Origin of the sequence: Brachybacterium squillarum M-6-3 (assembly GCF_000225825.1) — a bacterium.
In the GTDB taxonomy this organism is placed as follows: domain Bacteria; phylum Actinomycetota; class Actinomycetes; order Actinomycetales; family Dermabacteraceae; genus Brachybacterium; species Brachybacterium squillarum.
Genome location: NZ_AGBX01000007.1, coordinates 625,097 through 648,155 on the forward strand (window position 1 = coordinate 625,097; position 23,059 = coordinate 648,155).

The following is a 23,059-nucleotide window of genomic DNA, read 5'->3' on the forward strand; positions in this document are numbered from 1 at the left end:
GGTTCGCCCGCCCCGCGCCGCCCCCGTTAGAGTGGGGCGATCGTCCGTTCCCGGCCCAGGAGGTCCCGGTGCCCGCAGCAGTGCCCCCGTCCGCCCCGTCCGCATCCGGCGAGTCGCGGATCCGGATCATCGCGCTCGGCGACGAGCTGCTCGCCGGGGTGGGCGACGCCCGCGCCCTGGGCTGGATCGGCCGCGCCGTGGCCAGCTCGCAGGGCACCGACTGCCGCCTGGAGCTGTTCCCCGCAGCCCTGCCGGGTGACACCTCGGGCGACCTGGCCGAGCGCTGGGACGCAGACGTGCGGGCCCGCATGGCCCCCACCTCCGGCGAGGAGCCGATGGAGAACCGCGTGGTGGTGGCCCTGGGTCGCGCCGACGCGGGCGCCGGGCTCTCCCTCGCCCGGGCCCGGCTGAACCTCGCCAAGGTGCTGGACGGCCTGGAGCGCATGCGCATCCCCGCCTTCGTGGTGGGTCCCCCGCCCGGCAGCGATCCCGAGACCGCCGGATCCGTGCGCGAGCTGTCCTCGGCCTTCGCGGACGTCTGCTCGCGCCGCCGCACCCCCTACGTGGACATGGTCTCGGGTCTGGAGGGCCACGAGCAGTGGGAGGGCGACCTCTCCCGCGCCGTCGGCCAGTACCCGGGGCAGACCGGTTACGGGCTGATGGCCTGGCTGGTGCTGCACGGCGGCTTCGCGGACTGGGCCACCGGCCGCGGCTGAGCCCCCGCGCACGGCCGTCCCGCCACGACCGCACCACACCGGGCCGCTCGCCCGCGGCCGGTCCGGCGCGGGTGTGGCAGAATCATCGGGTTGCCCGGTCGGAGGAAGGAGAGCGTGATGAGCAAGCGTGGACGCAAGCGCAAGTCCCGCCGCAAGAGCGGCGCCAATCACGGCAAGCGCCCCAACGCCTGAGCCGTTCGGCGCCCTCTGGCGTGCGAGAAGCCCCCATCCGGGATCCGGATGGGGGCTTCGTCGTCGGCGGGGACACAGGCGGCGCCGCGGCGCCTTCCTGTGGGGCGGGCTCAGGCCTCGCCGCGCGCCGACCAGGTGGTGCTCGAGGAGCGGGTCACGGTCACGGAGCCCCCCTCCCCGTCGACCGTGGTGCGGGTGACGCTCACGGTGCGGCACTGAACGGCGATCCGTTCGCGCAGCGAGGGCGGGGCGTTCTCGGTGCAGCTGCGCCGCACCAGCTCCTTGAGCCGGCGCAGCCGCTCGACCTCGTCGGCGCACTCCGGGCAGTCCTCGGCGTGGCGGCTCATCCGCTCCACCATCTCGGCGGGCAGCTCCCCGTCCAGCGCCTCCTGCAGGCCGTAGCGCAGGTCGCGCCGCGCGCCGTCCGTCTCGCCCCGGGTCTCCGGGTCCTGGTTGCTCATCGGTCCTCCTCGGGGGCCGCGGCGGCCCCGACGTGCTCGTCCTCGCCGCGGAGGTAGCCGCTGGCGAGGGCGTGGTCGGCCAGCAGCTCCCGCAGCTGGCGCCGCCCGCGGTGCAGGCGGGACATCACGGTCCCGATCGGCGTCTCCATGATCTCGGCGATCTCCTTGTAGGCGAAGCCCTCGACGTCCGCGAGGTACACCGCCATCCGGTAGTCCTCCCGCAGCTGGGCCAGGGCGTCCTTCACCGCGGAGTCCGGCAGCGCGTCCAGCGCCTCGGTCTCCGCGGAGCGCAGCCCCCGGCTGCTGTGGGACTCGGCCTCCGCCAGCTGCCAGTCCTCCACGTCCTCGCTCCAGGACTCCTGGGGCCGCCGCTGCTTCTGGCGGTAGGTGGAGATGTAGCTGTTGGTCATGATCCGGTACAGCCAGGCGCGCATGTTGGTGCCGGGCGTGAAGCGCTCGGAGGCGCGGAAGGCCTTCATGAAGGTCTCCTGCACCAGGTCCTCGGCGTCCTGGGGGTTGCGGGTCATGCGCAGGGCGCCCCCGTACAGCGAGTCCAGGTGGGACAGCGCCTCGGCCTCGAAGTCGAAGTCGGGCGCGTCCGGGGCCTCGGGGGCGGGGACCGCGGTGGGCGGGGCGGGATCGGTCGGGCTCATCGCCCCCCAACCTACGCCAGCGCCGGGCGCGGGCGCCGGTGGTGCGGCCGTGGCGGTCATCGACGCTCCTGTCCGGGTTCGTGGGTTCGTGGGTTCGTGGGTCTGTGGGTCTGTGGGTCTGTGGGTCTGTGGGTCTGTGGGTCGGTGGGTCCGCGGGCTGCGCGGATCGTGGTCCGTGGGGTGCAACGTCCGCGCCCTCCCGCGTGTTCCCCGCGCGGTAGGGTGGCCCCGGGTGAGGGAGGTCTCCTCGCGGGGCCACCCCACCGACATCCCGCACCGACAACGTGAGGACGCCATGTCTCTGGTCCGCCGCATCGCCCGCCCCCTGCTCGCCGCCCCCTTCATCCTCGAGGGCGTCCGGTCGTTCCGTCAGCCCGCGCGCCAGATCGACGTCGCCCCCACCGCCTTCGAGAAGGCGGACTCCGTGCTGGCCGAGTCCTCCGCCCCGGGCTTCGTGAACGTGCGCACCATCGTGCGCGGCACCGCCGCGGTCACCATCGGCGCCGGCGTCCTGTACGCCACCAACCGCGCCCCCCGTGTCGCCGCCGCGACCCTGCTGGTCACCAGCTCCGTCGGCTGGGCCGGCCGCAAGAAGATCTGGGAGCTCTCCGGCGAGGAGCGCATCCAGGAGCTGCAGTCGATGCTGGTGGACGCCGGCCTGCTGGGCGGCATGCTGCTGGCCGCGGTGGACCACGACGGCAAGCCCTCCGTCGGCTACCGCGTGAACAAGTTCGTCGAGCGCAGCCAGAAGGCCGCCGAGAAGAAGCAGCGCCAGCTCGAGAAGAAGGCCTCCGCTGTGGAGAAGAAGGCGAAGGGCACGTCGAAGGACGTGCAGAAGAAGATCGCCGCCCAGCAGGCCTGAGCCGGTGAGCTCCGAGGTCCTCTGGTCCGCCCCCACCGCTGAGCGGCCCGTCGACGCCCTGGTGCGGGTGCCGGGCTCCAAGTCGCTCACGGCCCGCTGGATGCTGCTGGCCGCCATCGCGGACGAGCCCACCGAGCTGCGCGGCGCCCTGGTCTCCCGGGACACCCGGCTGATGCGGGACGCCCTCGAGCGGCTGGGCGCGGTGCTGAGCGTCGAGGACGGCGCCCTGCAGGTGGTGCCGCTGCCGCCGGCCGGGGAGCATCCGGCCGAGCCCGTCGAGGTGCACTGCGGGCTGGCCGGCACCGTGATGCGCTTCGTACCGCTGCTGGCGGCCCTGCACCGCGGGGACGTCCGCTTCACCGGGGACGAGGGCGCGCTGCGCCGCCCCATGGCGCCCGTGATCCAGGTGCTGCGCGACCAGGGCGTCGAGGTCACCGAGCACGGTGAGCCCGGGCACCTGCCCTTCACCGTGCACGGCACCGGCTCCCTGCCCGGAGGCCGGGTCGAGATCGACGCCTCCGCCTCCAGCCAGTTCATCTCCAACGCGCTGCTGGTCGGCTCCCGCACGGAGCGCGGCCTCGAGGTGGTACAGGTCGGGGCGACCCTGCCCTCCCTCCCCCACATCGCGATGACCGTGGAGACCCTGGCCGAGGTCGGCATCGAGGTCTCCCACGACCTCGACGAGCAGGGCCGTCACCGCTGGCGGGTCCCCGCCGCGGAGCTGACGATGGACCAGGTGACCGTCGAGCCGGACCTCTCCAACGCGGGCCCCTTCCTGGCGGCCGCGATGGTCACCTCCGGCACCATCGCCGTGGCCGACTGGCCGGAGACCACCACCCAGCCGGGCGACGCCTACCGCGAGCTGCTGGCACGGATGGGCGCCGAGGTGTGGCGCGAGGAGGACGAGGTCTGCGTGCGCGGCACCGGGGAGATCCACGGCATCGACGCGGACCTCTCCGAGGTCGGCGAGCTCACCCCCACGATCGCGGCGCTGGCGGCGCTCGCGGACTCCCCCAGCCACCTGCGCGGCATCGGCCACCTGCGCGGTCACGAGACCGACCGGCTGCACGCCCTGGCCACCGAGCTCACCAAGCTCGGCGCGCTCACCGTCGACCACGCGGACTCGCTGGAGATCACCCCCGGCCCGCTCACCGGCGGGGTCTTCGAGACCTACGAGGACCATCGCATGGCCACCGCCGCCGCGATCGTCGGGCTGCGGGTTCCCGGCGTGCAGGTGGTCGACGTCGCCACCACCCAGAAGACCCTCCCGGACTTCGTGGGCATGTGGCTGGCGATGCTGCACACCGATCCCCCCGAGGAGATCGAGGACGTCCCGGCCCCGCGCAGCCCCGCGGAGGCCCCCGCGTGACCTGCCTGTCCTGCCGTCCCGGTCGGGTGCGCCGGTGAGCCGTCGCTCCGCCCGCGACTTCGACGAGTCCGACGTGCGGGTACGGCCGAACCGTCGCGGCTCCCGGCCCCGCACCAAGGACCGCCCCTCCCACGAGGACGCCGTACCCGCCCGTGTGGTCGCGGTGGACCGCGGCCGCTGGCGCACCGTGGTCGCGGCCGGCACCGAACAGGAGCGGGCAGTCACCGCGATGCGCGCCCGCGAGCTGGGCCGCTCCCCCGTCGTCCCCGGCGACGTGGTGGGCCTGGTCGGGGACGTCTCCGGCCGCGAGGGCAGCCTGGCCCGGATCGTGCGGATCCACGAGCGCACCTCCTTCCTGCGCCGCAGCGCCGACGACGACGACTCCACCGAACGCCCGCTGGTCGCCAACGCGGACCTGATGGTGATCGTGACGGCCCTGGCCGACCCGGAGCCGCGCGGCGGCATGATCGACCGCTGCCTGGTCGCCGCCTACGTCGCGGGGATCCCCGCGCTGCTGGTGCTGACCAAGGCGGACCTGCGCGACCCCGCGGACTTCCTGCGCACTTACGCGCCCCTCGGCGTCGAGCACGTGGTCACCTCCCGCGAGGAGGGCGGCGCCGTGGCGGGCCTGGAGGAGCTGCGCGCGCACCTCGAGGGCCGCATCAGCGTGCTCATCGGGCACTCCGGGGTCGGCAAGTCCACCCTGCTGAACGCCCTGGTGCCCGGGGCGGGCCGCGCCACCGGCGTGGTCAACGACGTCACCGGCCGCGGACGCCACACCTCCTCCTCGGCGCTCGCGCTGCCGCTGCCGGAGGGCGGCTGGCTGATCGACACCCCCGGGGTGCGGTCCTTCGGCCTGGGCCACGTGGATCCCGAGGAGCTGCTGGAGGCCTTCGGCGACCTCGCCGAGCTGGCCGCGCAGTGTCCCCGCGGCTGCACCCACGCCGAGGACAGCCCCGACTGCGCCCTGGACGCCCTGGTGGCCGAGGGGGCGGCGGGCACCGCCGGTCCGGCCCGGCTGGCCTCCTACCGCCGCCTGGCGGCGACGCTGCGCCGCAACGACCCCTGGGACGTCTGAGCAACCAGGGACGCCGGAGCCCCTTCACGACCCGGCGCCTACGTCCCCCCGGCGGGCGTCGCTGCCGAGGTCAGCGGCCCGCACCGCCTACTGTGGGGGGCATGTCCAGCCGTCATGCCGATGATCTGCGCCTCGCCCACGTCCTCGCGGACGCCGTGGACCAGCTGACCATGTCCCGCTTCAAGGCGCAGGACCTCGAGGTCTCCACCAAGCCGGACCTCACCGAGGTCACCGACGCCGACCGCGCCGCCGAGGAGCTGGTGCGCGCTCAGCTGCGCCGCTCCCGGTCCCGCGACCAGGTGATCGGCGAGGAGTTCGGTTCCACCGGTTCCGCCCCGCGGCAGTGGGTGATCGACCCGATCGACGGCACCAGCAACTTCGTGCGCGGGGTGCCGGTGTGGGGCACGCTGATCGGCCTGATCGAGGACGGCCGGCCCGTCGTCGGCCTGGTCTCCGCCCCCGCGCTGTCGCGGCGCTGGTGGGGCGGGCTGGAGGCCGGCGCCTGGAGCGGCTCGCGGCTGTCCTCGGCGAGCCGCCTGCAGGTCTCCCAGGTGGAGAGCATCGACCAGGCTTCCCTGTCCTACTCCTCGCTGCACGGCTGGGCGGAGCGCGACCGGCTGCCGCAGATGCTGAACCTGATGCAGCGCTTCTGGCGCACCCGCGCCTACGGCGACTTCTGGTCGTACATGCTGGTCGCCGAGGGCGCCGTGGACGTGGCCTGCGAGCCGGAGCTGAACCTGCACGACATGGTGGCCCTGGCTCCCATCGTCACCGAGGCCGGCGGACGCTTCACCTCCCTGGACGGGCAGGACGGGCCCTTCGGCGGGAACGTCCTGGCCACCAACGGTCGCCTGCACGAGGAGGTCCTGGAGGCCCTCGAGCTGCGCGGCTGAGCGCGGCCGTCCACCGGGCACCCGGTCCCCGCCTCCCCACGGGCGCGGCGGCTACGATGGCACCGCCATCCGCGCGCGCCCTCGCGCGCACCCCCGGAACCCGTGGAGGATCTGACCCCATGACCGTCAAGCGCGTCGCCCTGCTCACCGCCGGTGGGTACGCCCCCTGCCTGTCCTCGGCCGTCGGCGGTCTGATCGAGCGCTACACCGAGCTGGTCCCCGACGTCGAGATCATCGCCTACCAGCACGGCTACTGGGGCCTGCTCTCCGGCGCCAAGATCATCATCGACGACGAGGTGCGCCAGAACGCCGCGGTGCTGCACAACTACGGCGGCTCCCCCATCGGCAACTCCCGCGTGAAGCTCACCAACACCGCGGACCTGGTCAAGCGCGGCCTGATCGCCGAGGGTGACAACGCCCTCGAGGTGGCCGCCGAGAAGCTCAAGGCCGACGGCGTGGACGTGCTGCACACCATCGGCGGCGACGACACCAACACCACCGCGGCGGACCTCGCCCACTACCTGCACGAGCACGACTACGACCTGCAGGTGGTCGGTCTGCCCAAGACCATCGACAACGACATCGTGCCGATCCGTCAGTCCCTCGGCGCCCGCTCCGCCGCGGAGCAGACCAGCATCTTCGCCCAGAACGTGCTCGCCGAGCACGGCTCGAACCCGAAGATGCTGATCATCCACGAGATCATGGGCCGCGCCTGCGGCTACCTGACCGCGGAGGCCGCCGCCTACTACCAGGACTGGCACAGCAAGCAGCAGTGGCTGCCCGGCATCGGCCACCGCGCCGACCGCTGGGACGTGCACGCCGTGTTCCTGCCCGAGCTGAAGCTCGACATCGAGGCGGAGGCCGAGCGCCTGCGCGGCGTGATGGAGAAGACCGGCTGCGTGAACATCTTCCTCTCCGAGGGCGCCGGCATCCCCGAGATCGTCGCCGAGATGCAGGCCCGCGGCGAGGAGCCGGAGAAGGACCCCTTCGGCCACGTCAAGATCGACACCATCAACCCCGGCCAGTGGTTCGCCAAGCAGTTCTCCGAGAAACTGGGCGCCGAGAAGGTCATGGTGCAGAAGTCCGGCTACTTCGCGCGCTCCGCGAAGGCCAACGCCGACGACCTGCGCCTGATCAAGTCGATGACCGACCTCGCGGTCCAGGTCGCCCTCGAGGGCGGCTCCGGCGTGATCGGCCACGACGAGGAGGACGGCGACCGCCTGAAGGCCATCGAGTTCTCCCGCATCGCCGGGCACAAGGCCTTCGACATCACCCAGCCCTGGTTCGCAGGCGTCATGGAGCGCACCGGCCAGCCGATCGTGGCGGCCGAGGCCCACTGATCCCCGCCTCCGCCGTGCCGCGTCCGCGCACCTGGCGGAGGTCCCTGCGCGCGCTCGCCCCCTCGGGGCGGGCGCGCGCCGCGCTGTCCGGGGACTCTCTGCTGCGCCTGGCGCTGGGTCCCGGGGCGAGCGCCTGGAGGGAGGACAACGGGCCGCTGCATGGGGGCTCGCGGCCCCGCCAGGGCGCCCTCGGCGACTGCTGGGTGGTGGCGGCGATGCTCGCGATCCACGAGACCTCCCCGGAGCATCTGGCCTCCTTGGTCCGGCCCGGCGAGGGCCAGCCCGGCGAGGACAAGGGCATCGTGGAGGTCCACCTGCCCGGCCTGGACGCGCCCCTGCGGGTGGATCGCACCCTGCCGGTCGATGCCCGCGGCCGCTTCCTGTACGCGCGGCGCCACGGGGCGAACCCGGCCGACATCGGTGTGCTGGAGAAGGCGATCGCCGGGCACGTGGCCGGGGGCTACGGGATGCTGCAGCGGGGCCTGGCCCGCTACGGCCTGCAACTGTTGCTCGGGGAGGCCGGGCGGATGACGCTGCGCTCCCCCGATGCCGCCCGGGTGCGTGCCTGGCAGGCGCAGGGCCGCCCGATGACCGCCTCGACGCATCCGCTGTCGGCGCGCGTGCGGCACAGCGGCGGGGCCTTCCGCCCGAACCACGTCTACGCGCTGGTCGGCGCCACGCCGGGCGGTCAGCTGCTGCTGCGCGACCCCGGCTCCCCGGACCGCCTGCTGCGCGTGGATGCGCAGGGATTCCGCCGCGCGGTGCTCACGGTGGACATCGGCCCGCCGCTGCGCTGACAGGCCGGCTCAGCCCTTGGTGCGGTCGATCGTGGCGAAGGCGTCCAGCCAGGTGTCCGCGATGAGCCGGTGCCCGGCGATAGTGGGGTGCACGCCGTCCTCGGCGATCGAGGCGGGGGTGTGGCCCACCCGCCAGGCCTCCTCGAGCATCGTCTCGAGGTCCACGACGGCGGCGCCGAACTCCTTGGCCAGGTCGCGGATGATGGCGACCTTGCGGTCCAGCTCCCCGTGGTAGCCGGCCTTCTCCTGGTCCACGTCCACCACGAAGGGGATCACCAGCAGCACGGGCAGACCCGGCCGCGTGGCGCTGAGCTGGTCCAGCACGTAGCGGTAGCCGCGCTCGAAGTCCTCGTCGGTGACCGTCTCGCCGCGGGTGAAACCGTGCCAGACGTCATTGACGCCCACGAAGATCGTCACCACCTGCGGGTCCAGCGCGAGCACGTCCTGCTCGAAGCGGGCGGCCACGTCGGCGACCTTGTCCCCGCCGATGCCGCGGTTGATCACGCGGGCCCCGGGCTCGTGGGCGGCGAAGTACTCGGCGATCAGCCGCACGTAGCCGTAGCCCAGCTCATCGGGGTCCTCCCGCCGACCACAGTCCGTGATCGAGTCGCCGAGGAACACGAGGGTGCGCGGGGCAGGGGCCTGGGTCATGGGGGAAGTCTACGGTTCGCCGGGGCGAGGAACCGCCCCCGGACATGCAGAAGACCCGGCCAGCAATGCTGGCCGGGTCTCCGATTCGTAGCGGGGGCAGGATTTGAACCTACGACCTCCGGGTTATGAGCCCGGCGAGCTACCGAACTGCTCCACCCCGCGGCGATGACTCCACTCTAGGACGCCGTCCCGGCGAGGTCCAGGCGAGAGGGGGTGAACGTGGGCCATGCCACGTTCACCCCCTCCTCACCTGCGCGTATCCCGTCGCGCGCCGGGCGGGACGCTCAGCCCTCGCCGCCGTCGGAGGCCCCGGGGCCGGCGTTCCCGCCGAGCTCCGCGTTGGCCTCCATCGCCCGGTTCACGGCGTCGGTGAGACGGTCCTGCGCCTCGCCGTACGCCTGCCAGTCCCCGTCGGCCATGGCCTGCTCGGAGTCGGCGACGGCCTGGTCCATGTCGGCCAGGGCCTGGTCCAGACGCTCCTGGGCGGAGCCGGCCTCCTCGGTCGCGGCCTCGTCCTCGGGGGCCTCCTCCTCCGTGGCGGCGTCCTCCTCCTCGGTGGTGGCCTCGCCCGTCTCGGCGTCGACGCTGCCGCTGGTGCCGCCCTCGTCGCTCACGGAGGCGTCGCCGGCGCTGGCGCCGGAATCGCCGCCGAAGACCAGGTCCAGGGCCTCGTCCAGGGTGGGCGCGAAGCCGATCTGATCGCCGAAGGACACCAGCACCATCTGCAGCAGCGGGTACTGCGTGCCGCCGCCGTCCGCGGAGGACTGCAGGTAGATCGGCTGCACGTACAGCAGACCGCCGCCCACCGGCAGGGTGAGCAGGTTGCCGTTGATCACCTGCGAGTTGCCGGACTGCAGCAGGTTCAGCGCCTGGGAGACGTTGGGCTCCGAGTTGAAGGTGGCCTGCACCTGGCCCGGGCCGTTCACCGGGTTCGAGGCGGGCAGCACCAGCAGCTGCATGTCCCCGTAGCTCTCCGCCGGGTTGCCGGACTCGCTGCCGGTCTCCGAGTCCACGGCCAGGAAGCCGGTGAGCACGTTCTGCCCCTCCGCGGGGATGTAGCTCGAGGACAGGGTGAAGCGCGGCGAATCCATGTCGGGCATCTGCATGGTCAGGTACATCGGCGGCTGGGCATCCTGCTCGCCCGTGGTGCCGTCGGCGTTCTCGGGCGCCGGCTGGGTCGGGTCCGGCGGGACCTGCCAGAAGTCCTGCTGGCCGAAGAAGGCGTCCGCGTCGGTGACGTGGTACGTGGCCAGCATCTGCCGCTGCGCCTTGAAGTAGTCCGCCGGGTAGCGCAGGTGACTCATCAGCTCGCTGCTGATCTCCGAGGCGGGCTGCAGGGCGCCGGGGAAGGCCTCCTCCCAGGACTTCAGCACCGGGTCCTCGGTGTCCCAGGAATACAGGTTCACGGAGCCGTCGAAGGCGTTGACGGTGGCCTTGACGCCGTTGCGCATGTAGTTCGCGCTGGCCACCCGCTGCCCGGCGGACTCCCCCGGGTCGGTCTGGGAGTCGGTGACGACCTCGTCCAGGTCCATCGTCCGCGAGTACGGATAGCGGTCGGAGGTGGTGTACCCGTCGATCACCCACACCAGCTGGTCGTCGACCACAGCCGGGTACATCTGCGAGTCCAGGGAGAGGAACGGCGCGACCTGCCGCACCCGCTCCTGCGGGTCGCGGTCGTAGAGGATCTGCGACTCCTCGTTGACGTAGTCCGAGATCAGGATGTTCGGGTCGCGGAACTTGATGGCGTACAGCAGCTTGTTGAAGAAGTTGCCGACACTGGGGCCGCCGTCGCCCTGGAAGGTGTTGTTGACCTGCTCGCCGCCCTCCTCGCCATCGGTGCCGGCCTGGTAGTCGAACTCCTCGGGGGTCGCGCCCTCGGGCGCGCCGACGATCGAGTAGTCCGGGGAGTAGCGGCCGAAGTAGACCCGCTCCTCGTACTCGCCGAGCGCCCCGTCGCCGGGCACGCCGGACTGCAGGAAGCTGGGCTCGCCATCGGCATTGCGACGGTTGCCGTAGGCGGCGGCGGTGCCGTAGCCGTGGGTGTAGATGATGTGCTGGTTCACCCAGGGCTGGCTGGCCAGGTCGAAGCTGTCGGGCCGCAGCTCGCGGACGCCGATCACGGTGTCCTGCAGCTCGCCGTCCACCTCGTAGCGATCCACGCTGAGCACGTCGTCGAAGCCCCAGTAGCGGCGGTTCGCCTCGCGCTGCTCGAAAGTGGGGGCGACGACGTTGGGGTCCATCAGGCGGATTTGCGCGGTGGTGGAGGCGTCCTCCCGCAGCGCGCCGGACTCGGCGTCGGTGTTGGCGGCGTAGGAGACCTCCTCCACGTCGTCGATGCCGAAGGCGGCGCGGGTGGCGTCGATGTTGCGCTGGATGTAGGGCTGCTCGACGGATCGCTCGCTGGGGCTGACCTGGAAGCGCTGCACGGCCCAGGGGTAGATGTTGCCGACCACCAGGGTCGCCAGGATCATCAGGCCGGCGCCGACGGCGGGGATGCGCCAATCGGAGCGGAACACCCACAGCACGAACAGGGCGGCCACCACGATCGCGGCGATGGCGAGGATGGTCTGCGCCGGGAGGATCGCGTTGACGTCGGTGTAGGAGGCGCCGTCGAAGCGGTTGTGCTGGGCGACCAGCAGGTCGTAGCGGCGGAACCAGTGGCCCAGGCCAAGCAGCACCACGTAGACGGCGGCGAGGATGCCGAGGTGGCGGCGGGCCGCGCGGGTCACCTCGAGGCCGCTCTCCTGGCCCCAGGCGACGCCGCCGTAGACGAAGTGGCCGATCAGGGCGCCGACGAGGGCGACCAGGCAGACGAACTGGCCGAAGGCGATCGCCACGTCGATCAGCGGCAGGGTGAAGACGTAGAAGGAGACGTCCATGTCGAAGACCGGATCGGTCTCCCCGAAGGCCTGCGGGTGCAGGAACAGCTGCACGTCCTGCCAGCGACGGGAGGCGGCCAGGCCGCCGAAGGCGCCGATCACCAGCGGGGCTGCGATGGTGAGGCCGCGACGCAGCGGGTCCACGGCGGTGCGGAACTGCTCGAGGGCCTCCTGCTCGCGCGTGACCGGCGGGTACACCGGGCGGCGCGTGTAGGACAGCCGCAGGCTCAGGTACAGCGGGATCGCGAACACCACGAAGCCGAGCAGGAACAGCACCACCTCGGTGCCCCAGCGGGTCAACAGCACGTCGGCGTACTCGAGCTGGTCGAACCAGAGGTAGGTGGTCCAGACCTCGGAGGCGATCAGCAGGGCGACCACCAGCACGGCCAGGACGATGACGGTGATCCACAGCGGACCGAGCCGCGGCCGGGAGGCGCCGTCCCCTCCCGGGCGGGAGGGGCGTGGTCGGGAGGCGTCACCGAAGGGGGCGGAGAAACTCACAGAAATCCTCGGGTCGTTCGGATCCGGGGCACGACCCCACCTCGCGTCCACGCGATGCGTCGCCCGTGCTCCGGGTACAGTGTGGTGCCCTCACCGACGGTGACGACGCTCCCATTCTGTCAGGCCGAACGCCCAGGACTGCTCTCGATTCGATGACGACTCCCTCCCCCGACCCCACCGACCCGCTCGACGCCCCCACCGCCGCCCTCGCGGCCGCGGTGCTGGAGGTGTCCCGCCACGTCGAGACCGAGGCGCTGCCTCGCCCCCGCTGGTTCGCCCTGGCCCGCCAGGCGGAGCTGCTGGCGGACTCCCCCGGCCTCGCCTCCCTGCTGGGCATCGAGGGCGAGGCCGCCACGGACCCGCTCTCGCTGACCCCGATCGAGCTGGACGAGTCCACCGGCGCCCCCGGAGCCGACGGCCCGGCCGATCCGCTGCGCGCCCTGGCCGGGATGACCTGGCCCGCCGGTCTCGCCGCGGGCGGCGCCCTGGCCTGCGACCTGGCTCCCGAGGCCTTGGACCTGCGTGACGGCGCCGGCGCCGAGGACCTCCCTGCTGGGGGCGCGCTGCGCGTGGTCGCCGCGGCGATGGCCGACGGCACCACCTGGACGGCCGTGCGCCGCCCCGGCGGCGAGGGCCACGTGCTCGGCGCCGCCCTGGTGCCGGACCTGGTCTCCGCCCTCGCCGAGACGGTGGCCGAGCTGGCCTGAACGGCTCAGGCCGTCGCCATGGCGTCGTCGCCCTGTGCCGACCCGGCGACCCCCTCCCCGGCCCGGTCCTCGTCATGCCCTGACCGGTCGGGCGGGATCACCGCCCGGTCGCCGAGCATCTCCCCGGTCAGCGGGTCGTGGTCGGGGATGTCCTCGTCCCGTCCGGCGCGGGCGAATCGCGCGGCCCCGAAGGTGAGGTCGTGCCCGATGGCCTCCGCCTGCAGGGTCAGCGAGTGCCGCGGGGAGCCGTCTTCCCCCACCCACTCGGAGCTGCCGAGGCGCCCGTGGACGATCAGCGGCTGGCCGCGACCCACGGAGGCGAGCACGTTCCGGGCCAGGGAGCGGCGCGCGAAGACGGTCACGAACTCCGTCTTGCGGTCCTCGAAGGACCCCTTCTCGTTGTCGAAGTAGCGGCCGGTGACGGCCAGGCGCAGGATCGCAGTGAGGGAGCCGTCGGCCTGCGTGCGCTCGCTCGGATCCGCGGTGACGTTGCCCATCAGGGTGGTTCGGATGTCCCGCATGGTGTGTCCTTCCGGTGTCCCGGGGGCGGGCCCCGGCATCGGCGCCGTGCCGATGCCCCCAGCCTGGGATCCACCATCTGTGCGAGCGAGTGGCCGGCGGGGATTGGGGACGCGGCCGCGATGGGGAGGAACCGCTGTGGAGGTCCCGCGTCGTGGCGTGAGGCCGCAGGCGGTCCGCAGCTGACGCTCCCAGGCCTCACGGGCCTCGCGCTCCCCGCCGTCGACGATCTGCATCCAGTGGTGAGCGCTGCCGGGGCGCAGCCCCCGGGTCCGCCGGACGGAGGCGGCACCGGTGGCCGCCTCCGTCCGGAGCTGCTGGGGCCGTCGGTACTGCGCATGGAGGATGCGGAGACCACCCGGCACGGACCGTCCCAGGTCGAGCGCGGTGTGGTTGCCCATGTTCACCCGAACCCAGCCGGGAGGCCTGATCGCGACCTTCAGCGTGTCGGGTCGTTCGTCGGCCACCAGCGGCGCCGCGGGATCGTCCAGGTCGACCCCGTCCGCGGCCACCGGGTGCAGGTCATGGCAGAAGGCACCGATCACCTGCGGACCGTCGATCGCCCGCAGCCGCTCAACCACCGTGCCCTCCTCGGCGGTGAGCTCGGCGAGGACGGCGGAGGTGCCGTCCGTGGACCGGTGATCCAGCACGATCACCCCGTCCACGCCCTGTCGCAGCAGGTGACGCACGGTGTGGCCGATGATGTCCGCCTCGTCGCGCACCACGGTCACCCCCCAGACGCTGCCCTCGATCCGCGGACGTCGGGGAAGCCGCGGCAGACGGATCGCGGACCGGACGCGAAGCTGGCGGGGCGTCCAGCGGGAGAGCCGGCGGCGGAGTTCGGACAAGGCACGGTCTCCTGGGGTCCTGGGTGCGGGCAGGTCGGTCACGCCTCGAGGGAGGGGACCCCGCGATGCTGGGCGTGCACGAGCTGCAGGATCGCGTACACGCCGACGACGCTGAGCTCGAGCAGCAGCACCGCGAGGACGAGCGTCCTGATGCTGCTCATGCGCCCGCGACGCCAGGTGGCGAACCAGGCCAGGGCGTTCAGGGCGACGGCGGTCCCGAGGGCGCCGGAGGCCTGCTCGGCCTTGGCCAGCGGTCCCTCCAGCGCCTGCAGGAAGTGCCCGGCGGAGAGCAGTCCGAGAGCACCGAAGGCGGCGGCCAGCACCACCAGGACCTGCTGCGGGGTGGAGTTCTGCTGCCACCACGAGCGCCTGGGGCGGTCGACCATCACGGCTCCTTCGAGGGCGCGCGGCACCCGTGGGCGTCGCGGCACGGACGCGGCGGCCGTCCCGTCGAGGGGAGCGGCCGCCGCGAGGTGGCGTGGCCCGCGCAGGGGCCGCGCGGGATCAGACGGTGGGCACCACGATGCCGCTCGCGTTGCTGCGGGCGTTCTCGAAGCGCTTCTGGACGTCGGCCCAGTTCACGATGTCCCAGATCGCCTTGACGTAGTCCGCCTTGACGTTCTGGTAGTCCAGGTAGAAGGCGTGCTCCCACATGTCCAGCTGGAACAGCGGGATGGTGGCGACGGGGATGCCGTTCTGCTGGTCGTAGAACTGCTCGATGACGAGGTTGCCCCCGGCCGGCTCGTAGGCCAGCACGGCCCAGCCGGAGCCCTGGATGCCGAGCGCCGCGGCGGTGAAGTGCGCGCGGAAGGCGTCGAAGGAGCCGAAGTACTCGTCGATCGCGGCGGCCAGCTCGCCGGTCGGCTTGTCGCCGCCCTCGGGCGAGAGGTTCTGCCAGAAGATCGAGTGGTTGGTGTGACCACCGAGGTTGAAGGCCAGGTCCTTGGAGAGCTGGTTGACGGTGCCGAAGTCGCCGGCCTCGCGGGCCGCGGCGAGCTTCTCCAGCGCCGTGTTCGCGCCCTTGACGTAGGTCGCGTGGTGCTTGGAGTGGTGCAGCTCCATGATCTGGCCCGAGATCGAGGGGGCCAGCGCTCCGTAGTCGTAGTCGAGATCGGGAAGCGTGTACTCCGCCATGTGGATCATCCCTTCCGTGTGATGTCCGCGGGAGCCGCCGGTGCGGGTCCCGCCGTGACTCCATCCTGCCACGTCCTCCCGAGGAACGGCGGGGGCGGTCCGCCCAGGGCGAAACCTGCCGTCATCCGCGGCAGGGAAGACCGACATCCGCGGTCTTCCCTGCTTTTCGCCGCGCCTCCGGACGATCGCGACGCGGATTCGCGGCGGGCCGAACGGTCGGGGCCCTCGTTCGTCGGACCCGGCCCGCACAATGGGTCCCATGACGCCGCACCCCGCTCCGACCGGCCCCGATGCCGCCCCGGAGCTGCCCGCGCGGTTCTCCCCCGCCACCCGGGCCTGGTTCACGGAGGCCTTCGCCGCGCCGACGCCCGCCCAGTCCGCTGCCTGGCAGGCGCTCGAGCGCGGGGAGGACACCCTGGTGGTCGCCCCCACCGGCTCCGGCAAGACCCTGGCCGCCTTCCTCACCGCCATCGACGAGCTGGCCTTCGGCGACGGGGAGCCCGCCTCCGGGGGCGCCGGGAGTCGGGAGACCACCTCAATCCTGTACATCTCCCCGCTCAAGGCGCTCGGCGTCGACGTGGAGCGCAACCTCACCTCGCCCCTGGTGGGGACGATGCGCGCGGCCGAGCGGTTGGGCCTGCCCCGGCGCGAGGTCACCGTCGGGGTGCGCAGCGGGGACACCCCGCCCGCGGAGCGGCGCCGCCTGCAGGCCCATCCGCCGGACGTGCTGATCACGACCCCGGAGTCGCTGTTCCTCATGCTGAGCTCCGCGGCCCGCAGCACCCTCGCGGGCGTGCGCACGGTGATCCTGGACGAGGTCCACGCGGTGGCCGGCACCAAGCGGGGCGTGCACCTGGCGCTGTCCCTGGCCCGGCTGGACGCGATGACGCCGGAGGCGCCGCAGCGCATCGGGCTGTCCGCCACCGTCGAACCGGTCGAGGAGGTCGCCTCCTTCCTCGGCGGCGCGGGCCGCCCGCGCGAGGTGACGGTGGTGCGCCCGCCGAGCAGCAAGCAGTGGGACCTCTCCGTCACCATGCCGGTGCCGGATCTCGCGGCGATCGAGCCGCCGGCCGACGCTGTCGACGAGGAAGACGTCTCCGGCACCATCTGGCCGCACGTGGAGCGGGCGGTGCTCGACGAGGTGATGGCGCACCGCTCCACCATCGTGTTCACGAACTCCCGCAGCCAGTCCGAGCGGCTCACCGCGAAGCTGAACTCCCTGCACCGTCGGCGGCTGGCGGATGACGCTGTCGAGGACGTCGCCCGCGCCCACCACGGCTCCATGTCCAAGGAGCACCGCAAGCAGATCGAGGAGGAGCTGAAGGCGGGCACCTTGCGCTGCGTCGTCGCGACCTCCTCGCTGGAGCTGGGCATCGACATGGGCGCCGTGGACCTGGTGCTGCAGATCGCCGCGCCGTTCTCCGTGTCCAGCCTGCTGCAGCGCATCGGCCGCGCCGGGCACGACGTCGGCGCGGTCTCCCGGGGCATCCTGCATCCCCTGCACGCCGGGGACGTGCTGCGCGCCGCGGTCACGGTCACCGAGGCCCGTGCCGGGCGCATCGAGCCGCTCGAGGTGCCGCGCAACGCCCTGGACGTGCTGGCCCAGCACACGGTCTCCGCCGCCGTCGAGGACGATCTCGACGTCGAGGACTGGTTCGACCTGGTGCGCCGGGCCCACCCCTACCGGGCGCTGCCCCGCTCGGCCTTCGACCAGACGATGGACCTGCTCTCGGGCCGCTACCCCTCCACGGCCTTCTCCGAGCTTCGGCCGCGGCTGGTCCACGACCGGGAGGCGGGCACGCTGAGCGCCCGCCCCGGCGCCCAGCGCCTCGTCGTGACCAGCGGCGGCACCATTCCCGACCGCGGCCTGTACCCGGTGCACCTGGTCACCGGGGCCGACGACACCCAGGCCCGTCGCGTCGGCGAGCTCGACGAGGAGATGGTCTACGAGTCCCGCCGCGGGGACGTCATCACCCTGGGCACCTCCTCCTGGCGGATCGAGGAGATCACCGCCTCCCGGGTCACGGTCTCGCCCGCGATCGGCCTGACCGGCCGCATCCCCTTCTGGCACGGCGACGGGGTGGGGCGACCCGCGAGCCTGGGCCGCGCCATCGCCACCACTCAGGCGGAGCTCGCCGCCCTCCCCGCCGAGCAGGCCGATCGGCAGCTCGAGCAGCTCGGACTGGATGCCGACGCCCGCACCGTGCTGCGCACGCACCTGTCCGAGCAGCAGGAGGCGACGGGCCTCGTGCCCGGCCCCGAGCAGCTGGTGGTGGAGCGGTTCCGCGACGAGCTGGGCGACTGGCGGGTGGTGCTGCACTGCGCCCTGGGCCAGCGCATCACCGGTCCCTGGGCGCTCGCCGTCGGCGCCCGCGTCGAGGAGCGCTACGGCCTGGACGGGCAGGTGATGGCCGCCGACGACGGCATCGTGCTGCGCATCCCCCACGGCGAGGAGCCGCCCGGGGCCGACCTGTTCGTCTTCACCCCGGAGGAGATCGACGAGGAGGTGCGGCGCCTGGTCGGCTCCTCCGCCCTGTTCGCCAGCCGCTTCCGCGAGTGCGCCGCCCGGGCCCTGCTGCTGCCCCGGCGGGACCCGAACACGCGGGCGCCGCTGTGGCAGCAGCGTCAGCGCGCCGGCAGTCTGCTGGAGGTGGCGCGCCCGTACCCGCAGTTCCCGATCATGCTCGAGGCCGCCCGGGAATGCCTGCAGGACGTCTACGACCTGCCCTCCCTGGTGGAGCTGATGCGCGGGGTCGGCCGGCGCCGGGTGAGCGTGCGCGAGGTGGAGACCCCGCAGCCCTCCCCCTTCGCCCGCTCCCTGCTGTTCGGCTACCTCGCGCAGTTCATCTACGACGCCGACGCCCCGCTGGCGGAGCGCCGCACCGCGGCCCTCGCGCTGGACCAGTCGCTGCTCGCGGAGCTGCTGGGCACCGTGTCCCTGCGGGAGCTGCTGGACGCCGAGGTGATCGCCGAGGTGGAACGGTCCCTGCAGGGCCTGCAGCCGGACCGCGCCTTCGCCGGGGCCGAGCAGATCGCCGATGCCCTGCGCCGGCTGGGCCCGCTGACCCCCGCGCAGATCGCCGCCCGCACCGCCGAGGGGGTGGACGCCGTCTCCGCCTGTGCGGAGCTGCTCACGGCGCGGCGCGTGATCGCGCTGCGGCTCGGCGGCGCCGAGCACCTCGCGGCGGTGGAGGACGCCGGGATGCTGCGCGATGCCCTGGGCGCCGCCCTGCCGCCGGGCGTCCCCGAGGCGCATCTGGCGGAGGTGCCGCGCGCGGTGCCGGAGCTGCTGGCCCGCTGGGCCCGGCATCGCGGCCCCTTCAGCCCCGCGGAGGCCATCGAGGCCTTCGGGCTGGCGCCCTCGGTGGCCCGCTCGGCCCTGGAGGAGCTGGCCGGGGAGCGTCGCCTCCAGCAGGGCGAGTTCACGCCCGGCCGCGAAGGGGAGGAGTGGGTGGACACCGAGGTGCTGCGGCGCATCCGCCGGGCGAGCCTGGCCGCCTCCCGCGCCGACGTCGCCCCGGTGCCCGGCCCCGCCTACGCCTCCTTCCTGGGCCGCTGGCAGCATCTCGTGGCCCGTCGCCCGGACGGCGGCGCGGGCCGGGCCGAGTGGCGCGGCCGCGACGGCCTGCTCGCCGTCGTGGATCAGCTGGCCGGGGTGTCCCTGCCCTGGTCGGCCTGGGAGTCGCAGGTGCTGCCGGCACGACTGCCCGACCTCACGCCCGCGATGCTCGACGCCGCCTTCGCCGAGGGCGAGCTGGTGTGGACGGGGCACGGGCGGCTCGGCTCCTCCGACGCCTGGATCCGTCTGCACCTGGCCGAGGCCCTGCCGCTGGGCCTGGACGGGGATCGCATCGAGCAGGCGGCCGCGGCCCTGACCGAGGGATCGCTCGCGGCCCGGGTGCTGGAACTGCTGCGGTCCACGCCCGGGGCGCTGCGCCACGGGGAGATCCTCACCGCCCTCGCCGAGACCGAGGCGGCCCGCCCGCAGGACCTGCACGAGACCCTCTGGGACCTGGCCCTGGACGGCCTGATCACGAACGACTCGGTCGCCGCCCTGCGCACCTTCGCGCTCGGCCCGGCTCCCGCCCGCAGAACCCGCTCCCCCGGCCGCAGCCGCTCCACGAGCCGCCGGGGTGCGGCCCGGCTGTCCGCGGCGATGATGCGCCAGGGTGCCGACAGCCCCGAGCAGCTGCTGACCGGGGGCGGCACCGGCGGCCGCTGGTCGGCCCTGCGCGTGGAGCCCGTGGAGCCGACGGCCCGCTCGGCCGCGCTGGCGACCCTGCTGCTGGACCGCCACGGGGTGCTGACCCGCGGGGCGATGGACGTGGAGGACGTGCCCGGCTCCTTCGCCGGGGTGTACCGGGTGCTCTCGGCCCTGGAGGAGGGCGGCACCTGCCGCCGAGGCTACTTCGTGGACGGTCTGGGCGCGTCCCAGTTCGCCTCGGTGGAGGCGGTGGACGTGCTGCGCGACCGCGCCGCCGCGAGCGGCGACAGCGAGGCCGGCCCCTCCCCCGAGGGCGAGACGGTGGTGCTGGCCGCGACCGACCCGGCCTCCGCCTACGGCGCCGCCCTGCCCTGGCCGCCGCTGGACCCGGCGCCGCCGGAGTCCGCGACGGTGCGCCCGGCGCGCCGGGCCGGCGCCGTGGTGTTGCTGGTCGACGGGCACCCGGTCGCCTTCGTCGACAAGGGCGGCAAGCACCTGCTGTGGTGGGCCGGGGCCGCGCTGCACGAGCTGACGGCCGCGCAGATCGTCGGCGCGATCGCCGAGCGCTCCGTGCTGCCGCAGCTGCAGATCGAACGGATCAATGGCCACGCGATCACGGCGGAGGCGGTCGCCCCGATCGCGGAGGCCCTGGTCGCGGCCGGCTGCTACCGCTCCCCCCGCTCGATCCGGCTCCGCGCCGGAGGCCGCTGATGGCAACGAGCCTTTGATGGACGGTGATCGCTGATGCCCGAGGGCGACACCGTGTTCCGGCAGTGCCGGATACTGCACGAGGCCCTCGCCGGGGCCACGCTCACCCGGAGCGACCTGCGGGTGCCGCAGGCGGCGACGGCGGACCTCACCGGGTGGCGGGTCCGGGAGGTGACGCCGCGCGGCAAGCACCTGCTGATCCGCCTGCAGCCGCCCGCCGATCAGCCCCGCGCCGAAGCGCTCACCCTGCACAGCCACCTGAAGATGGACGGCATCTGGCACGTGGACGGGGAGGCGCTGCGCTCCTCCGACACCAGCGCCGGGCCGCGGCCGGCGGACACGATCCGCATCCTGCTGGAGGCCGAGCACCCGGACGGCCGCCGCGCCCGCGCCATCGCCTACGACGTGAAGCTGGTGCGGCTGCTGCGCACCGCCGAGGAAGCGGAGGTCGTCGGGCACCTCGGCCCGGACCTGCTGGACCCCACCTGGGACGACACCCATCGCGCCCGGGCGATCGACCATCTGGCCGCGGAACCGGAACGCGCGCTGGGCCTGGCCCTGCTGGATCAGCGGAACCTCGCCGGGATCGGCAACATCTACCGCAGCGAGCTGTGCTTCCTGGAGCGCCTGCACCCCCTGGCCCCCGTCTCCGCCGTCACCGACCTCGGAGCACTGGTGGACCGCGCCCAGCGCCTGCTGCAGGTGAACAGCGACCGCCCCGTGCGGATGACGACCGGCGGGATGATGGGCCGCGACGGCGACCTGTGGGTCTACGGGCGCGCGGGACAGCCCTGCCGCCGCTGCCGCAGCCGGATCCTGCGCGGCGAGGTCGCCGAGCCCCGCATGCCGGCCACCACCCCGCGCGTGGTCTTCACCTGCCCTCGCTGCCAGGCCGGGGGCCAGCCCACGCCGTCCACCTCCCCGCGCCGCAGACCCCGCGGTCGGTAGACTCCCTCGCGCGTCAGGACCCCGCGCCGCCCCCGCGGCCATCGGGCCTGCCGCCCGCCTCCATAGCTCAATGGATAGAGCAACGGCCTTCTAATCCGTAGGTTGCAGGTTCGAATCCTGCTGGGGGCACCCCCGTCACAACCCCCGGCTGTGTGCGCTGGACTCGCGGTTCCAGTTCTCCACCCACTCCGGCACCCGCAGGCCCTCCGGCTCGGGCGGCGCGGCCGCGAGCACCTCGGGCACGTCCACGCTGCCGCCCTTCCAACGCAGGAAGCGAGCCCGCACGACGGCGTCGGCCACCACCTGGTCGCCGCGGCGGAAGACCTGCTCCATGTAGATCCACTTCTCGTCGTAGCCCATCACGCGGGTGGCGATGTCGAAGCGCTGCCCGAGGGTCAGCGAGCGACGGTAGGTGATGGTCTGGCCGGCGACCACGGGGTACCAGCCCTGCGCCTTCACGTGGTCCCAGAAGCCGGAGCGGAGCATGAGGTCCATCCGGCCGAGGTCCATCAGGGACAGGTAGCGGCCGTTGTTCATGTGCCGCTGGACGTCGAGGTCGGCGGGGTTCACCCGGAAGCTCGCGTGCGAGGTGTCCCAGATCGACAGGCGGTTCTTTCGGCGCACCCGGATCAGGAACCACAGCAGGCGCAGGTACATGTTCACGTTGGGTTGCTCCTCCGGATCGCGGCACCGACCTCCTCGGCGAGGTCCGGTGACCGCATGGTAGCCAGGATGGCGGATCCGTGCGCGCACCTCCTGCCCGGCCTCAACCCCGTCGGCGCCGCAGGGCCGGTCCCGCCGACGGCACCACCAGAGGGGAGCCGGTCTCGGGGTCCTCGATCACGCGGTCCTCGATGCCGAAGACCTCCCGCAGCAAGGTCGGGGTGATCACCTCCGCGGGCTCGCCCTGGGAGTGGATCCGGCCGTCGCGCATCGCGACCATGTGCTCGGCGTCGCGGGCGGCCTGGCCGAGGTCGTGCAGCACTGCCACGATGCTCACCCCGTCGCGTTGGCGCAGCTCCAGGCAGAGGTCGAGCACCTCCATCTGGTGGACGACGTCCAGGAACGTGGTGGGGTCTTCCAGCAGCACCACGTCGGTCACCTGAGCCAGCACCATCGCGATCCACACCCGCTGCCGCTGCCCGCTTGAGTGGGTCGCGACCTCCCGCGCGGCCAGCCCGGCGACCTTCGTGCGCTCCATCGCGGAGAGCACGGCCCGCTCGTCGGCGCTGCTCCACTGCCGCAGAAGGCCCTGGTGGGGGGGGGAAGCGTCCGCGGGAGATCAGGTCGGCGACGGTCATCTGCCCCGGCGCGCTGGCGGACTGCGGCAGGAAGGAGACGGCGCGGGCGAACTCGCGGGTGCCGTGCTCGGCGAGCGCCCGCCCGTCGAGGGTGACCTGCCCGTCGCGGGGCCGCAGGATCCGGCCCATCTCCCGCAGCAGGGTGGGCTTGCCGCAGCCGTGGGGGCCGACGACCACGGTGAGGGTGCCGCGGTGCAGGGCGACGTTCACCCCGTCGACCGCATCAGCCTCGGCCCCGGGGGTAGCGGACGTGCAGGCTCTCGGCGCGCAGACCCCGGGGGCCGCCATCACTCCGGGA

Annotated in this window: 20 protein-coding genes, 2 tRNA genes and 1 pseudogene; 12 read left to right on the forward strand and 11 right to left on the reverse strand. The window is 73.4% G+C overall.

The genetic code is table 11. From position 1 onward, the window contains the following. Positions 1 to 68 precede the first annotated feature (68 nt). Together OM98_RS12480 and OM98_RS16515 are read left to right on the forward strand one after the other, a co-directional pair. Entirely contained in the window at positions 69 to 716 is a 648-nt protein-coding gene (locus tag OM98_RS12480) for a GDSL-type esterase/lipase family protein (protein WP_245528777.1), read from the forward strand. Between the two features lie 117 nt (positions 717 to 833). Then, positions 834 to 908: a 50S ribosomal protein bL37 gene (locus tag OM98_RS16515; RefSeq protein WP_370297284.1), complete on the forward strand. Its 75-nt coding sequence runs from the start codon at positions 834 to 836 to the stop codon at positions 906 to 908. Positions 909 to 1,018: 110 nt separating this feature from the next. Here the strand turns inward: OM98_RS16515 and OM98_RS12485 are convergent, their stop codons facing one another. Further along, positions 1,019 to 1,369 carry a zf-HC2 domain-containing protein gene (locus OM98_RS12485; protein WP_010534969.1) on the reverse strand — a complete coding sequence of 117 codons (351 nt, stop codon included), beginning with the start codon at positions 1,367 to 1,369 and terminating at the stop codon, positions 1,019 to 1,021. Beyond that, positions 1,366 to 2,022: a sigma-70 family RNA polymerase sigma factor gene (locus OM98_RS12490; protein WP_010534970.1), complete on the reverse strand. Its 657-nt coding sequence runs from the start codon at positions 2,020 to 2,022 to the stop codon at positions 1,366 to 1,368. The genes OM98_RS12485 and OM98_RS12490 overlap by 4 nt, the downstream gene beginning before the upstream one ends. 295 nt (positions 2,023 to 2,317) lie before the next feature. On the opposite strand from OM98_RS12490, the gene OM98_RS12495 reads away from it, so the two are divergent. The 6 genes from OM98_RS12495 (at position 2,318) to OM98_RS12520 (ending at position 8,361) form a co-directional block, all read left to right on the forward strand. Further along, complete coding sequence (locus OM98_RS12495) at positions 2,318 to 2,884, forward strand: DoxX family membrane protein (RefSeq protein ID WP_010534971.1); 567 nt, start codon at positions 2,318 to 2,320, stop codon at positions 2,882 to 2,884. 4 nt (positions 2,885 to 2,888) lie between these two features. Next, positions 2,889 to 4,253, forward strand: coding sequence for a 3-phosphoshikimate 1-carboxyvinyltransferase (gene aroA, locus OM98_RS12500; protein ID WP_010534972.1), 1,365 nt, complete (start codon positions 2,889 to 2,891; stop codon positions 4,251 to 4,253). Positions 4,254 to 4,287: 34 nt separating this feature from the next. Beyond that, complete coding sequence (rsgA, locus tag OM98_RS12505) at positions 4,288 to 5,331, forward strand: ribosome small subunit-dependent GTPase A (RefSeq protein ID WP_010534973.1); 1,044 nt, start codon at positions 4,288 to 4,290, stop codon at positions 5,329 to 5,331. 101 nt (positions 5,332 to 5,432) lie between these two features. Next, positions 5,433 to 6,224 (forward strand): histidinol-phosphatase, encoded by a 792-nt coding sequence (gene hisN, locus OM98_RS12510; RefSeq protein WP_010534974.1) that lies wholly within the window; start codon positions 5,433 to 5,435, stop codon positions 6,222 to 6,224. 119 nt (positions 6,225 to 6,343) lie between these two features. After that, positions 6,344 to 7,564, forward strand: coding sequence for a pyrophosphate--fructose-6-phosphate 1-phosphotransferase (locus OM98_RS12515; protein WP_010534975.1), 1,221 nt, complete (start codon positions 6,344 to 6,346; stop codon positions 7,562 to 7,564). 14 nt (positions 7,565 to 7,578) lie between these two features. Beyond that, positions 7,579 to 8,361, forward strand: a complete 783-nt coding sequence (locus tag OM98_RS12520; RefSeq protein WP_010534976.1) for a crotonobetainyl-CoA--carnitine CoA-transferase — start codon at positions 7,579 to 7,581, stop codon at positions 8,359 to 8,361. A gap of 9 nt (positions 8,362 to 8,370) precedes the next feature. Here OM98_RS12520 and OM98_RS12525 read toward each other — a convergent pair whose 3' ends face one another. The 3 genes from OM98_RS12525 to OM98_RS12535 all read right to left on the reverse strand — a co-directional run bounded on the left by OM98_RS12525 (position 8,371) and on the right by OM98_RS12535 (position 12,392). Further along, a complete protein-coding gene (locus OM98_RS12525) occupies positions 8,371 to 9,012 on the reverse strand; it encodes an SGNH/GDSL hydrolase family protein (RefSeq protein WP_010534977.1) in 642 nt (213 codons plus the stop codon). 88 nt (positions 9,013 to 9,100) lie between these two features. Then, positions 9,101 to 9,174, reverse strand: a tRNA-Met gene (locus OM98_RS12530). Positions 9,175 to 9,296: 122 nt separating this feature from the next. Continuing rightward, a complete protein-coding gene (locus tag OM98_RS12535) occupies positions 9,297 to 12,392 on the reverse strand; it encodes a UPF0182 family membrane protein (RefSeq protein WP_010534978.1) in 3,096 nt (1,031 codons plus the stop codon). Between the two features lie 152 nt (positions 12,393 to 12,544). Between OM98_RS12535 and OM98_RS12540 the strand changes: the two genes are divergently transcribed. Then, positions 12,545 to 13,099 (forward strand): PPA1309 family protein, encoded by a 555-nt coding sequence (locus OM98_RS12540; protein WP_010534979.1) that lies wholly within the window; start codon positions 12,545 to 12,547, stop codon positions 13,097 to 13,099. Positions 13,100 to 13,104: 5 nt separating this feature from the next. On the opposite strand, the gene OM98_RS15320 is transcribed toward OM98_RS12540, so the two are convergent. The 3 genes from OM98_RS15320 to OM98_RS12555 form a co-directional block, all read right to left on the reverse strand. After that, a complete protein-coding gene (locus OM98_RS15320) occupies positions 13,105 to 14,466 on the reverse strand; it encodes a single-stranded DNA-binding protein (protein ID WP_175285984.1) in 1,362 nt (453 codons plus the stop codon). Between the two features lie 38 nt (positions 14,467 to 14,504). Beyond that, complete coding sequence (locus OM98_RS15940; protein WP_010534981.1) at positions 14,505 to 14,852, reverse strand: hypothetical protein; 348 nt, start codon at positions 14,850 to 14,852, stop codon at positions 14,505 to 14,507. A gap of 118 nt (positions 14,853 to 14,970) precedes the next feature. Continuing rightward, positions 14,971 to 15,600, reverse strand: a complete 630-nt coding sequence (locus OM98_RS12555; protein WP_010534982.1) for a superoxide dismutase — start codon at positions 15,598 to 15,600, stop codon at positions 14,971 to 14,973. Between the two features lie 259 nt (positions 15,601 to 15,859). Here OM98_RS12555 and OM98_RS12560 point away from each other — a divergent pair, with 259 nt between their 5' ends. The 3 genes from OM98_RS12560 to OM98_RS12570 all read left to right on the forward strand — a co-directional run bounded on the left by OM98_RS12560 (position 15,860) and on the right by OM98_RS12570 (position 21,589). Further along, positions 15,860 to 20,515 (forward strand): ATP-dependent helicase, encoded by a 4,656-nt coding sequence (locus OM98_RS12560; RefSeq protein ID WP_010534983.1) that lies wholly within the window; start codon positions 15,860 to 15,862, stop codon positions 20,513 to 20,515. Between the two features lie 33 nt (positions 20,516 to 20,548). Next, positions 20,549 to 21,460, forward strand: coding sequence for a DNA-formamidopyrimidine glycosylase family protein (locus OM98_RS12565; RefSeq protein WP_010534984.1), 912 nt, complete (start codon positions 20,549 to 20,551; stop codon positions 21,458 to 21,460). 56 nt (positions 21,461 to 21,516) lie between these two features. After that, a tRNA-Arg gene (locus tag OM98_RS12570) sits at positions 21,517 to 21,589 on the forward strand. Between the two features lie 6 nt (positions 21,590 to 21,595). On the opposite strand, the gene OM98_RS12575 is transcribed toward OM98_RS12570, so the two are convergent. The 3 genes and pseudogenes from OM98_RS12575 to OM98_RS16255 all read right to left on the reverse strand — a co-directional run. Continuing rightward, positions 21,596 to 22,117 (reverse strand): acyl-CoA thioesterase, encoded by a 522-nt coding sequence (locus OM98_RS12575; protein ID WP_010534985.1) that lies wholly within the window; start codon positions 22,115 to 22,117, stop codon positions 21,596 to 21,598. Positions 22,118 to 22,226: 109 nt separating this feature from the next. Further along, complete coding sequence (locus OM98_RS16250) at positions 22,227 to 22,673, reverse strand: ABC transporter ATP-binding protein (RefSeq protein WP_050812669.1); 447 nt, start codon at positions 22,671 to 22,673, stop codon at positions 22,227 to 22,229. A 61-nt stretch (positions 22,674 to 22,734) separates the two neighbouring features. Then, positions 22,735 to 23,049, reverse strand: a pseudogene (locus OM98_RS16255) (ATP-binding cassette domain-containing protein); the annotation flags it as partial. Between the last annotated feature and the right edge of the window lie 10 nt (positions 23,050 to 23,059).